The sequence below is a fragment of the Streptomyces sp. NPDC056835 genome (genome assembly GCF_042789485.1).
GTDB lineage: Bacteria > Actinomycetota > Actinomycetes > Streptomycetales > Streptomycetaceae > Streptomyces.
Genome location: NZ_JBHUBB010000025.1, coordinates 118942 through 133543, shown reverse-complemented (window position 1 = coordinate 133543; position 14602 = coordinate 118942). Strand labels below are relative to the sequence as shown.

Annotated in this window: 2 protein-coding genes; both read right to left on the bottom strand. The window is 73.1% G+C overall.

Annotated features, from left to right (window positions below; translation table 11 throughout):
• Positions 1-47: 47 nt before the first annotated feature.
• Positions 48-257 (bottom strand): MbtH family protein, encoded by a 210-nt coding sequence (locus ACFRMN_RS26680; RefSeq protein ID WP_383023598.1) that lies wholly within the window; start codon positions 255-257, stop codon positions 48-50.
• Positions 254-14503, bottom strand: a complete 14250-nt coding sequence (locus ACFRMN_RS26675; protein ID WP_383023596.1) for an amino acid adenylation domain-containing protein — start codon at positions 14501-14503, stop codon at positions 254-256. The genes ACFRMN_RS26680 and ACFRMN_RS26675 overlap by 4 nt, the downstream gene beginning before the upstream one ends.
• Positions 14504-14602: the final 99 nt, after the last annotated feature.

Below are 14602 nucleotides of genomic sequence, written 5' to 3'. Positions count from 1 at the left end.
CCCGTGGAGAGGGTTCCCCACGGGCGGCGGCGTCCCGGTGTGCGGGGTCAGCCCTGCTGAGCGATAAGGCTCGCCGGACGCAGGTCCGTCCAGTGCTCTTCGACGTACGCGAGGCAGGCCTCGCGGGAGTCCTCGCCGAAGGCGGTCCGCCACCCGGCGGGAACCTCCGCGAAGGACGGCCACAGCGAGTGCTGGTTCTCGTCGTTGACCAGGACCAGGAAGCGGCCCCGCGGGTCCTCGAACGGGTTGGTGGTCATGCGTTGTCACTCCTTGTGGACATGGCGGTGAACAGCTCCGAGAGCGGCTGTTCCGGGTCGGCTGCCACGGCACGCAGCAGCCTGTGGAGTTCGTCGGCGAGCCGCCGTGTCTCGGCGGTGCCGAGCAGATCGGTGGCGTGGATCAGGCCGCAGTGAACGGGGCCGTCGCCGTGCGGCTCGTAGAAGCTGAGGGTCAGCCGGGCCCGGGTCGAACCGGTGGGTACGGCGTCGAGGGAGCCGACACCGCCCTCCAGTGGCTCCAGGTCCGCCTGCTCATGGTGGATCACCATCACCTGCGGGCCCTCCGGAGGCAGTCCGGTCGTCCGTATGACCTCCTCGAACGGGACCTCCTGCCGGTCGAGGGCGCTGAGCGTGGTCTCCCGTACGCGGGACAGCAGCTCCGTGAACGTCGGGTCGCCCGCCACGTCGGTGCGCAGCACGACCGTGTTGAAGAAGCAGCCCACCAGGTCGGTCAGCTGATCGTCCGTACGGCCGGCGACCATCGTACCGATGGGCAGGTCGGTGCCTGCGCCGTGGGCGGTGAGCAGCGCCGCCAGGGCGGAGTGCAGGACCATGAACATGCTGGTGCCGGTCGCCCGGGCCAGGTCGTCCACGGCCGCGTGCGTCCGCTCGTCCAGGACGAAGCCCACGTGGCCCGCGCCGGGCGAGGAGGAGCGCGGGCCGTCCGACGGGAGAGCCGGCTCGGCCGGTAGGTCCTTCAACGTCTCACGCCAGTAGGCGAGTTGCCGGCCGCCCCGGCTGTCCGGATCGCCCAGGTCGCCCAGGATGTCGCGGGCCCACTGGGCGTAGTCCGCGTACGAGACCGGCAGCCGCTGCCACTCGGGTGCCCGGCCTTCCCTGCGGGCCGCGTACGCCGCTGTCAGGTCACGGAGGAGCGGGACGACCGACCACTCGTCCACCGCCAGATAGTGCATGGTCAGCAGCAGTGCCTGGTGCCCCGTGGCCGCCGTCAGCAGATGGGCCCCGAGTGGCGCCCCATGGACCGGGTCGGCCGCCCCGGCCGCCAACTCCGTCAGACGGGCTTCCAGGTCCTCGCAGTTCTCCAGTTCCAGGGCCGGAGGCCCGGCGGCCCGGTGGTACAGCGCGCCGTCCCGTTCTGTGAACGCCGTACGGAGCGGTTCGTGACGAGCGGCCACATCGGCGAGCGCGGCGGACAGCGCGTCCGCGTCCAGACCGCCGGACGAGCGCAGTACGAGCGCGTGGTCGAAGCCCGGGTTACGGCGGTGGGCGTCCCACTGCCGGCGCTGGACCGGGGCCGCCGCCCGCGGTCGCCGGGGGTCCCGCGCCGGGCGCAGCGCCGGGCGGGCCGTCGCCGCGCCCTTCAGTTTGCCTTCGAGACCGGCGACGGTGAGGGCGTCGAAGACGTCCCGGATACTCAGCTCGGCTCCGAACTCGGCGCGGATACGGGCCAAGAGCCGCATCGACGCCATGGAGTGGCCGCCGAGCGCGAAGAAGTTGTCGTGGATTCCGACCTTCTCCAGCTTGAGGATGTCGCGGAACATCCCGGCGAGCCGGGTCTGCGTCCCGGTGACCGGGAGCGCGCCCCCGGTCATCGCGGCCCAGTCCGGCGCGGGCAGCGCCTTACGGTCCAGCTTGCCGTTGGGCGTCAGCGGCAGCGGGCCGTCCAGGGGGACGACGAGCGCCGGGACCATGTACTCGGGCAGCGCACCGGCCAGATGGGCGCGCAGCTCGCGCGGGTCCAGCCCGCCGGCATCCGGCACGGCGTAGCCGACGAGCCGGACGATGTCGCCGTCGCGGTCGGGCACCACGGCGGCCTGCGCGACCGAGGGGTGTCCGGCGAGGGCCGCCTCGATCTCACCGAGCTCGATACGGAAGCCGCGGACCTTGACCTGGGTGTCGACACGCCCGAGGAAGTCGAGGTTGCCGTCCGCGCGCCAGCGGGCGCGGTCACCGGTGCGGTACATCCGGCCGCCGGGCGGGCCGTACGGGTCGGCGACGAACCTCTCCGACGTCAGCCCGGCCCTGCCGAGGTAGCCGCGTGCGAGGCCGCGTCCGGAGACATACAGCTCGCCCGCGACACCCGGCGGAACCGGCCGCAAGTTGTCGTCCAGTACGTAGCAGCGGGTGTTGGGGTCGGGCCGGCCGATGGGCACCCGGCCGGACGGACGTCCCCCGTGCTCACGCGCGGGCCACAGGGTGGAGTTGACCGTCGCCTCGGTGAGCCCGTACGCGCAGATCAGCTGGGCCGTATCGCCGAACCGCTCGAACAGGTCCGGCGGCACCGTCTCCGTACCGACCAGGACGGTCGACCCCTCGGGCAGCTCGCAGCCCGGCGGCAGGGCCGACACGAGGGACGGCGGAAGGATCATGTGGGTGATCCGCTGGTCCGCGAGGAAGTCGGTGAGCGCCGGGCCGGCGACCCGCGCCTCGTCCGTGATGAGTACGAGCCGGCCTCCCTGGCACAGCGCCATGGACAGCTCGAAGGCGAAGACATCGAAGCCGATCGACGCGAACTGGAGGACACGGCTGTCGCGTTCGAGGCCCATCCGGTCGACCGCGGTGGCGACGAGACTGGCGATGCCCTCGTGCGGAACGACCACGCCCTTGGGCCGGCCGGTCGAACCGGACGTGTAGATGACGTACGCGGCCTGGTCCAGACCGACCCGTATCCCCTCGACCGCGGTCTCGGGCAGAGCGTCCAGCTCGGCGGCCACCGAAGGCTCGTCGAGCAGCACCACCGGCACGCCCGCGACCTGCGGGACCTTCCCGGCGACCGGCTCGGTGCCGACCACGAGCGCCGCCCGCGAGTCCTCGATCATGTACGTCAGGCGGTCTGCCGGGTGGACCAGGTCGAGCGGCAGGAACGCGGCGCCCAGCCTCATCACGGCGAGTACCGTGGCGACCATGTCGACCGAGCGGGGCACGGCCACGCCGACCACGCTCCCGGCGCCCACGCCGTGTGCGGCCAGCAACCGGGCCACGCGATTGGCACGGGCGTCGAGCCGCGTGTAGGTCACCGAGCGGGAACGGTCAACGACGGCGACCGCGTCGGGGCGCTCGGCGAGCCGCCGGGCGAACAGCGCCGGGAACGACTCCTCCTCGACTTCGCGGGCCGTGGCGTTGAAGCCTTCCAGAACCAGCCGCCGCTCGTCGGCGGAGAGGATCCGCGCCCGCGAGACGGGCTGCTCGGGTGCGGCGACCAGGGCCCCGACAAGCGCCCGGAGACGATCACCGATACGTTCGGCGGTCTCGTGGTCGAACAGCTCCGTGGCGAATTCGAGACGGCAGCTCAGGGAGTCCGCCGCGCCGTCGGCCGAGGTGTGCTCGCTGAAGCTGAAGACCAGGTCGAACTTGGCCGAGCGGGTCCGAAACGGCACGAAGTCCGCCTGGAGGCCGGGCAGTTCCAGTCCTTCGCCGGTGCGGGCGTGGTAGCCGACCATCACCTGGAACAGCGGGTTCCGGGACAGTGAGCGCGTCGGGTTCAGCTTCTCCACCACCGACTCGAACGGCACGTCCGCGTGCGAGAACGCGGCCAGGTCCGTCTCCCGGACCCGGGCCAGCAGTTCGGTGAAGCTCGGGTCGCCACTCAGGTCCGTGCGCAGCACGAGCGTGTTGACGAAGAAGCCGACCAGATCGTCCAGCGCTTCGTCGCCGCGCCCCGCGATGGGCGAGCCGAGGGGGATGTCCGTACCGGCGCCCATGCGGTGCAGCAGAGCGGCCACGGCGGCGTGCACCACCATGAACATGCTGGCGCCGGTCTCACGGGCGAGCCGCTTCAGCCCCTCGTGGACGTCGGCGTCGAACGCGATGTCCAGTTGGGCGCCGGAGAACGCCGGCCGTGCCGGGCGGGGCCGGTCCGTGGGCAGTTCCAGTTCCTCGGGGGCGCCGTCCAGGGTCGTGCGCCAGTACTCCAGCTGCCGGGCCGCCAGGCCGGCCGCGTCCGCCGGGTCGCCGAGCAGGCGTCGCTGCCACAGCGCGTAGTCGGCGTACTGGACCGGCAGCGGCTCCCACCGGGGTGCCGCACCGGAGAGGCGGGCCGCGTAGGCGGTGGCCAGGTCACGGAGGAACGGACGGTCCGACCACTCGTCGGTGGTGATGTGGTGCAGCAGCAGGACGACGATGTGGTCCTCGGGTGTCAGTTCCACGATCGTGGTGCGCAACGGCAGTTCGGTGGCGAGGTCGAACGGCCGGTTGACGGCCTCGTCGACGAGGGCGGGCACCTCGTCCTCGGTGGCGCGCAGCCGCTCCACGACCGGCCGTGCCTCCCCGGCGGGCAGCACGCGCTGGATCGCCTGACCGTCGGGCTCCACGAACACCGTTCGCAAGGCCTCATGACGGTCCGTCACATCGGCGAGGGCCGCGCCCCACGCCCCGGTGTCGAAGACGCCGCGCAGCCGCACGACCAGCGGGAAGTTGTACGCGGCGGAGGCGCACTCGATCTGCTGGATGACCCACAGCCGCTGCTGGGCGTGCGAGAGCGGCAGCGTGTCGGGCCGCTCACCGGCGGTCAGCGCCGGGCGGGCGGCGCCGCCGGAGCGGGCCGCGCGCTCGGCCAGTTCGGCGACGGTGGGTGCCTCGAACAGGTCGCGGATCGCGAGTTCGGTGTCGAGGGCGGTGCGGGCCCGGCTGACCAGGCGGGTGGCCAGCAGTGAGTGGCCGCCCAGATCGAAGAAGTCGCTGTCGATGCCGACGCTGCCCACCGGCAGGCCGAGCACCTCCGCGAAGAGGGCGCACAGCGTCTCCTCCCGCGGCGTGCGGGGGGCGCGGCTCGTGCCCGTTCCGGTGAAGTCCGGGGCGGGCAGGGCGCGTACGTCCAGCTTGCCGTTGACGGTGAGAGGCAGTGTGTCCACGGGGACGAGCGCGGACGGGACCATGTAGTCGGGCAGCCCCTCCTTCAGGTGGTCACGCAACCGCTGGAGCAGCCTCTCCCCCACCTGCGTGCCGTCCGCCGGCGTGAAATAGCCGACCAGACGCGGCGTTCCGGTGCTCTCGTTCACGACGACCGCCGCGTGGGCGACCGCGGAGTGCGAGGACAAGGCCGTGGAGATCTCGCCCAGTTCGATCCGGTAGCCGCGGATCTTCACCTGGTCGTCGGTACGGCCCAGGAAGTCGAGCAGGCCGTCGGGCCGCTGCCGTACGAGGTCACCGGTGCGGTACATCCGCTCGCCCCCCTTCCCGAACGGGTCGGCGACGAACCGCTCGGCGCTCAGCGCGGGACGGTCGTGGTAGCCGCGGGCCAGACCGGTGCCCGCGATGTACAGCTCGCCCGGGCCGCCCGGCGGAACCGGGCGCAGCATCGCGTCCAGAACGTAGGCGCGGGTGTTGCGGATGGGAATGCCGACCGTGGGGGTCGCGCTGTCCGCCGTCGAGCCGCCGAGGGTGTTGATGGTGTACTCGGTCGGCCCGTACAGGTTGTAGCCGTAGGTGCCCTCGGTGCGGCGCAGCTTCGTCCATACGGTGTCCGACACGGCCTCGCCGCCGAGGAGGACCAGGGCCGGACGGTGCTTCCCTGCCGTTTCGTCGCGGTCGAGCAGGCCCTCCTCGATGAGGAGCTGGGCGTAGGTGGGGGTCACGTTGACGACGTCGACCCGGTGCCGGTCGCAGTAGGCGACCAGCGCCTCGGCGTCGCGGCGCAGTTCCTCGTCACAGACGTGGACCTCGTGGCCCTCGACGAGCCAGAGCAGTTCCTCCCAGGACATGTCGAAGGCGAAGGACACGGTGTGCGCGATGCGCAGCCGGCGTCCGCCGGCCGAGGCGATGGCCGGGTCGAAGATCTCCTTCTGGTGGTTGAGCCGCATGTTGGTCAGCCCCCGGTAAGGGGTGACGACGCCCTTGGGGCGGCCGGTCGAGCCGGAGGTGTAGATGATGTACGCCGGGTACTCCAGCCGGTCCGGCACGTCGTGGGCGAACGCGCGCCGCTCGGCGTCCGCGATCTCCCCGCTGGGCAGGGCGGCCAGCTCGGCGGCCACGGCCTCGTCGTCCAGGAGGAGTTCGGGCGCCACCGCACCGGCGTCACCGCGCAGGGTCGGGGCGACGGCCGTGGTGGAGACGAGGCACAGGGGTCCGGTGTCCTCGACCATCAGCCGCAGCCGGTCGGCCGGGTGGTCCAGGTCCAGCGGCAGGTACGCGGCGCCTGTCCGCAGGACGGCGAACAGCGCGGCCACCATGTCGATGGACCGGGGCAGCGCCAGCGCCACGGCCTTCTCCGGTCCCGCGCCCCGGGCGAGGAGCAGGCGGGCGATCCGGTTGATGCGCGCGTCCAGTTCGGCGTACGTGAGGGCACGCTCGCCGAAGACCAGCGCGACCGCGTCCGGGGTACGGGCGACCTGTGCCGTCAGCATGTCGGCGACGGTCTCGTTCGGCACGGGCTCCCGGCTGCCGGCCCACTCGGCCAGCAGGGCGGCGCGCTCCGGCGGCAGCAGCAGGTCCACACCGACGGTACGGGCGGAGGCGGTGTCCGGGTCGGCGAGGGCATCCCCGAGCCTTTCGAGGACGGTCGTGAACCGTCCGAGGATCGTGGTCGCGGCCTCGGCTCCGAACAGGTCGGGCCGGGCCGCCAGGGTCACCCGCAGCCGGGTCTCGGGCGTGACGATCAGAGTGAGCGGGAAGTGGGTGCCGTCCACGTTCGACACGTCGGTGATGCCGTGCCGCTTCCGGAGCTCCGCCGCCCGGCCCTCGCCGTCGGCTGAGCGGAGCACGAAGAGCGTGTCGAACAGGCGGCGGTGGCCGGTCTCCTGCTGGAGCGTGCCGAGTCCGACGTACTCGTACGGCATGACCGCGGCCCGCTCGGACTGCATGCCCCGCAGCAGGTCGAGCAGCGGCTCGTCCGGTGTGAACCCGACGCGTGCCGGGACGGTATTGAGGAACATGCCGATGATGCCGGCGACGTTCGGCACATCCGCGGGCCGTCCGGCGACCGCCGTGCCGAAGACGACGTCGTCGCGGCCGGTCATCGCGGACAGGACCAGGCCCCAGGCGGCGTTGAGCACCGTGTTCAGGGTGAGGCCGTGCCGCCGGGCCAGGGTGCGCAGCCGGTCGCTGGTCTCCTGTGTCAGCACCGCGTCGAAGTCGGCCGGGATGACCGGGCCCGCGTCGCGGCCCGCCGGGGCGACGATGGTCGGCTCGTCGAGTCCGGCGAGCGCGCCGCGCCACGCGCCGATGGCCTGGGCCGTGTCCTGCTCGTCCAGCCACGCCAGGTAGTCGCGGTACGAGCCCGGGGCGGGCAGACCCGTGGCGTCGCCGTCCCGTTCGTAGAGCGTGAACAACTCCTCCAGGAACAGCCACGCGGACCAGCCGTCCCACAGGATGAGGTGGTGGGTGACGACGAGCCGGTCGCGGCCGTCCCCGAGCCGGATCAGCTGGAGGCGGCACAGGGGCGGCGCCGACAGGTCGAAGCGCTGTCGGCGGTCGGCGGCCAGCAGCTCGTCCACGCGGGCGCGCTGATCCCCTGGGGGCAGCCCGGACAGGTCGCTCTCCACCAAGGGGACCTCGGCACCGTCCACGACGAACTGCACGGGCCGGGGCAGGCCGTCGCTGGTGAATCCGGCGCGCAGGCCGGCGTTGCGCTCCAGGAGCGCCCGGCAGGCGGCGCGCAGCCGGGCGGCGTCCAGGCGGTGGTCGAAGTCCAGGGTCTCCTGCGACAGGTAGACGTCGAGCGCGTCCCCCGCGTCGTAGGTGGCGTGGAAGTACATGCCCTCCTGGAGCGGAGAGAGCGGCCAGATGTCGGCGACCGGAAGCCCGGCGACGGCCTCGACGCGGGCGTTCTCCCGCGGGGACAGCTCAAGTCCGCCCAGCGGGGCGGGGGCCGGGGGCCGCGCCGGTACGCCGGCGGTCAGCTGGTCGAGCAGTGCCCTCAGGGCCGGGTCGACCGCTGCCCCGGACTGTTGCCGCTGGGCGAGCATGGCTTGGAGGGCCGCGGCCGCCTGCCCGGCTTCGGCGGCGGACACGGTCACACCGCCGGTGGTCGCCCCGGGGCCGCTCGCGCCCCCGGGAGCGGACTCCGCGGGCGCGCTCGTGGCCGCGGCGGCGAGCGCGGCGGGGGTGCGGTGCTCGAACACATCGCGCGGGCTGATGGTCAGTCCCCTTTCACGGGCGCCGGTGGCGACGGCGATCGAGGTGAGGCTGTCACCACCGAGCACGAAGAAGTCGTCGTCTGCGCCGATTCCGGGTAGGCCGAGGACGCGGGTGAAGATCTCGCACAGGGCGCGTTCCCGCTCGTCGCGGGGCGCCCGGCCACCGGTCCCGGCGGTGACGGACGGCGAGGGCAGGGCGTTCTGGTCGAGCTTGCCGCTGGGTGTCAGCGGCAGCGCGTCGACGGCCACGACAGCCGTTGGCACCATCGCCGCGGGCAATGCCCCGGCGAGCGCCCCGTGGAGGACTTCGCCGTCCGGTGCGGCGCCGGGAGCGGGAACGGCGTAGCCAAGGAGCGCCCCGTCACGGACGATCACGGCGGCGCGGGCGACACCCGGCAGGGCGGTCAGGGCGGCCTCGATCTCGCCCAGCTCGACGCGATTGCCGCGGATCTTGACCTGCCGGTCGGTGCGGCCCAGGTACTCGACGGCGCCGTCTGCGCGCCGCCTGACCAGGTCGCCGGTCCGGTACATGCGCGCGCCCGGCTCGCCGAACGGGTCGGCGACGAACCGCTCGGCGGTCAGGCCGTGCCTGTCGTGGTAGCCGCGGGCCAACTGGACACCGGCCAGGTACAGTTCGCCCGGCACGCCGTCCGGGACGGGGCGCAGGAAGGTGTCGAGCACGTACAACCGGGTGTTCCATACGGGGCGGCCGATGGGAACGGCGAGCTCGGTACCGCCCTCGTACGGGAAGTACGTCACATCGACGGCCGCCTCGGTGGGCCCGTACAGGTTGTGCAGCGGTACGGGGCCGCGGCCGTGCCGGGACGTCAGCTCCCACCAGCGGCGGGCGTCCGGTCCGGTCAGAGCCTCGCCGCTGCAGAACACCCGGCGCAGGCTCGCCGCCCAGTCCGGGGCGCCGGTGGCAGCGTCCATCGCCTGGACGAACGCGGCCAGCATCGACGGTACGAAGTGTGTCGTCGTGATCCGCCGGGCGTGGATCAGCTCGGCCAGATACGCCGGGTCGCGATGGCCGTCGGGCCGGGCGAGGACGACGGTCGCGCCCTCGACCAGAGCCCAGAAGAACTCCCAGACGGACACGTCGAAGCTGGACGGGGTCTTCTGCAGCACCCTGTCGTCGGCGGTGAGTCCGTACTCGCCCTGCATCCAGGAGAGGCGGTTGACGATCGCCCGGTGGGTGACGGCGACGCCCTTGGGGCGCCCGGTGGAGCCGGAGGTGTAGATCAGGTAGGCGGGGTGATCGGGTCCCGCGTGCGCACCGGGCGCGTCGGGCACCTCCTCGTGGTGGTCCACGACGACGTGTTCGAGACCCGGCACGCCGGGCAGTCGCCGGGCCGAGTCGGCGGTGGTCACGACGGTACGGGCCCCCGAGTCGGCGAGCATGAACGCCACCCGGTCGGCGGGGTAGTCGAGGTCTACGGGCAGGTAGGCGGCGCCCGCCTTGTGTACGGCGAGCAGCGCGACCATCAGCTCCGCGGAACGGGGCACCGCGACCGCGACGAACCGCTCCGGGCCGGCGCCGCGTGCCCGCAGCCGCCGGGCCAGCGCCTCCGCGCGCCGGTCCAGTTCGGCGTAGGTCAGGGTGATGTCGTCGAAGACGACCGCCGGGGCGTGCGGGGTCCGTGCCACCCGCGCGGCGAAGAGCGAGGCGAGGGTGGCATCCGCGGCGGGCAGCGGGTGCGCCGTGGCGTTCAGCGCGGTAAGGCGTTCCCGCTCCCGGTCGGACAGCATGCCGGTACGGGCGACCGGGAGGGCGGGGTCGGACAGGACAGTCCGCAGCAGCGCCTCGAACCGGCAGGCGATCACCGCCACGGACAACGGGTCGAGCCGGACCGCGTCGTAGGTGAACCGCAGCGACAGCTGGGCGCCGCCGGGCTCGACGATCAGCGCGAGCGGGTAGTGCACGGCATCGAACACCTCGGCGCCGGTGACGCGCAGCGCCTCTGCGTCCTGTTCGCCGGACAGATCGCCGGACAGATCGCCGGACGGGAAGTTCTCGAACACCACGAGCGTGTCGAAGAGTTCCCCGCCGCCCGCGATCCGCTGGATCTCGGCGAGCCCGAGGTGCTGGTGGTCCAGGAGGGCCGCGTGCTCGTCCTGGACGCGCCGCAGCAGCGCGCCGACCGGCTCGCCCGCGCGCAGGGTGACCCGGGCCGGGACCGTGTTGATGAACAGGCCCACGGCCCTGTCCAGGCCCTCGACCTCGGTGGTGCGTCCCGAGACGGTGGTGCCGAACACGACGTCCTGGCTGCCGGTCAGACCACCGAGAAGCAGGGCCCAGGCGCCGTGCACGACGGTGCTCAGGGTGAGACCGTGGCCGCGGGCGCGGGCATTGAGGTCGGCGGTCAGCGACTCGGACAGCCGGACGTCCACGTGCTCGGGCATGGCGGCCTGAGCGTCCTGGTCGTCGCGCGTGGCGAAGGCGGAGGCGGGCAGCCGGGTGGGGCCGTCCAGACCGGCCAGGGCCTGCCGCCACGCGTCGCGGGCGGCGTCGCGGTCCCGGCCGGCCAGCCAGGAGAGGTACGGCCGCGGGGCGGGCGGCTCGGGCAGCTCCATCCCCCGGTGGGCGGCGGTGAGTTCGCGCAGCAGGACGGAGACCGACCAGCCGTCGGCGATGATGTGGTGCAGGGTGAGCAGGAGTCGCCGGCGCCGCCCGTCCTGGATCAGGGTGGCCCGTATCAACGGCGGCCTGGCGAGGTCGAACCGCTCGGCGCGGTCCTGCCGCAGCAGTTCCTCCAGCGGGGTGCGGGCGGTGTCGGCCTCGCGCCACGGAAGGGTCACATGGCCGGCGATCCGCTGGACGACCTCGCCGCCGGGGAGCTGGCGGAACGAGGCGCGCAGCAGCGGGTGCCGGTGGAGCAGCAGTTGGAGCGACTGACGCAGTCGGTCCGGGTCGACGGCGCCTTCGAGGTCGAGGAGTTCCTGGACGACGTACAGGTCGCCGGCCTCCTTGCCGAACTCCGCGTGGAAGAAGAAGCCTTCCTGGAGCGGGGAGACGGGGAGGGCGTCCTCGTCGAGGCGTACCACCCGTGCGGCCGCCGGCGCCTCGTTCCCGCCGGCCCGGCCCGCCGTCCTGGCGAGCGCCGATACGGTCCGCTGCCGGAACACGTCACGGGGGGTGATCACGAGCCCGGCGTCGCGGACGCGGTTGACCAGCTGGATCGCGACGATGCTGTCGCCGCCCAGCTCGAAGAAGCTGTCGTGGACGCCGACCGACGGCAGGCCGAGCACTTCGGCGAAGAACCCGGCGAGCACGGTCTCGGCCGGGGTGGCGGGCGCGTCGCCGCCGGCCGTCGCGGTCCACCGGGGCTCGGGCAGGGCGCGGCTGTCGAGCTTGCCGTTGGGCGTCAGCGGCAGGGGCCCGTCAAGGCGTACGACGGCGGAAGGGACCATGTGGTCGGGCAGCGCTTCGGCGATCCTGGCGCGCGCCCCCGCCACGGAGGCGTCCGTGTCCGTACCGGCCTCGGCCACGAGGTAGGCGACGAGCCGCTTGGCGCTCCGGTGGTCCTCGCGGACGAGGACGGCGGCCTGGGCGATACCCGGGCAGGCCATGAAGGCGCTCTCGATCTCGCCGGGCTCGATGCGGTGGCCGCGTATCTTGATCTGGCCGTCGGCGCGTCCCAGGAACTCCAGGTTGCCGTCGGCCGCCCAGCGGACGCGGTCGCCCGTCCGGTACATCCGCGCGCCCGGCTCGGCCGCGTACGGGTCGGCGACGAACCGCTCGGAGGTGAGCCCCGGCCTGCCGAGGTAGCCGCGGGCGAGGCCGCGTCCGGCGACGTACAGCTCACCCGCGGCGCCGACCGGCACGGGGCGGAGCGCGGAGTCGAGTACGTAGGCACGGGTGTTGGGGTCGGGTTCGCCGATGGGAGCGGGTCCTGGCCTGTCCGGGGTGGCGATCCACAGGGTGGAGTTGACGGTGGCTTCGGTGAGGCCGTACGCGACGACCACCTGGAGCCGGCCGGACCAGCGGGCGATCAGCTCGCTGGGCACTGCCTCGGTGCCGACGATCAGCACGGCGCCGTCGGGCAGGTCGCAGTCCTGGGGCAGGGCGGAGACGAGGGACGGCGGCAGGATCATATGGGTGGCGCGATGACGCCCGATGTAGTCGGTGAGGGCGGGTCCGGCGACGCGCCGCTCGGTGGGGACGATGATGACGCGACCGCCGACGCACAGCGACATGATCAGGTCCCAGACCGTCACGTCGAAGCCGGCGGAGGCGAACTGGACGACGCGGCTGTCGGCGGTGATGCCGATGCGGTCGGTGGCGGTGGCGATGAGGCTGCCGACGCCGTCGTGGGAGACGACGACGCCCTTGGGCCGGCCGGTGGAGCCCGAGGTGTAGATGACATACGCGGCCTGGTCCAGGGTGATGGGCACACCTGGGTCCGAGGCGTCGAGGGCGGCGTACTCGGAGGCCACTGACGGAGCGTCCAGGAGCAGGTGGCCGACGCCCGGGGCCTTCGGGAGGACGTCGGACAACTCGCGGGTGGTGATGACGGTGCGCGCTCCGGCGTCATCCAGCATGTAGAGGACGCGGTCTTGCGGGTGGTCGACGTCCAGCGGCAGGTAGGCGGCCCCTGCCTTCAGGACCGCGAGCAGGGACACCACGAGTTCGGGGGAACGCGGCATGGCTACGGCGACGACATCCTCGGCGCCCACGCCACGGGCGGCGAGGAGGCGGGCCAGCCGGTTGGCCGCCGCGTTCAGTTCGGCGTACGTCAGCTCCCGGTCCTCGCAGACGAGGGCGACGGAGTCCGGGGTACGGCGGACCTGACGTTCGAACGCGGCGGGCCAGGAGAGCTCGGCGGACTCGCGCGGTGACACGCCGAACTCGTGGAGGAGCCGGTCCCGTTCCGCGCCGGAGGTCAGCTCGACGCGGCCGATGGGGCGGTCCAGGTCCTCGGCCAGGTCGGCGAGCAGCGCCAGGAAGCGGCGCTCGTGGGCGCGCAGGGTCTCCTCGTCGCACACGTCCGCGTCGGCGTCGACATGGACGCGGATGCCGAGCCCTCCCCGGGTCTCGACGAAGTTGAGGGCCAGGTCGCTGACCGGGCCGACCCAGACCGGTTCGAGTCCGCTCTCGTGGTCCGAGAACCGCAGGTCGTCGGAGCGGAGCAGGATGTTGACCGTCGGGCCGACGAGTTCGGGCACGCCGTCGGCCAGGCCCAGTTCCCTGGCCAGGTCCTCGGCGCGGTAGCGCCCGTGGTCGACCGCCTCGGTGACCGCGTCACGGACATCGGCCAGCAGCTCGGCGCCGGTCGTGCCCGGGCGGACGGACAGCCGCAGCGGGACGATGTTGGACACCATGCCGGGGATGCCGGCCGACACGGCGTCCTGGCGGGCGGCGATCGGCAGGCCGAGGACGAGGTCCTGCTCACCGCTGACCCGGTGCAGGTAGGCGGCGACGGCCGCGATCAGCAGGCGGGAGACACGGGTGCCTGCCAGCTCGGCGGCGGCATACAGGGGTTGGGCGTCCGCGGCGGACAGCTCCGAGGTGCGTCGCAGCCGCCGCGTCATGAGCGCCGGGGCGCGTTCCACGAGGCGTACGGGCTCGGGACGGTCGGCCATGCGGGCCAGCCAGTACGCGCGGTCCTCCTGGTGGCGATCCGAGGCTCGGTAGGCCATGTCGGCCTCGACCAGACGGGAGACGCGCCAGTCGCCGGGGGCGGGAGACCGCTCGCCGTCGGTGTAGATCTCCCCCGCCCGGCGCGTGATGAGCGCGACGCCCATGCCGTCGTTGACGATGTGGTGGTAGCGCTGGTACCACGTGACGTGGTCGTCCGCCAGGCGCAGCAGGGCCTGGGCGAAGAGGGGGCCCCGGGCCGGGTCGGCGGGGCGATCGCGCTCCGCGTCCATCCAGTCGGCGGCGGCCCGTTCGGGATCGGAGGCACCGCGCAGGTCGACGACGGGGACGTCGAAGGAAGCGGGTGCGGGCGTCTGCCGCGGTCCGCCGTCTCCGGCGCCGACCGTCACATGCAGGCTTTCGGCTTCCCCGACGGCCTGCCGGACGGCGGCGGCCAGCCGGTCGAGGTCGAGGTCGCCTCGCAGGTCCAGAGCGAACACGATGTTGTAGGCGGAGCTGTCCGGGTCGATCCGCTGGGCAAGCCAGATACCGGATTGCCCACCCGTGACGGGTATGCCGGAAGCGGATGTCCGGTCCGACTCGACGTCAAACATCGTTCGAAAGGGCCTTTCCCTGGTGGTACGTCAGTGAGGTGCGTCGCGGGTCCCGCCCGTCCGCGCCCCTGCCGGGTGCGGAGGGACGGGACCCCGTTG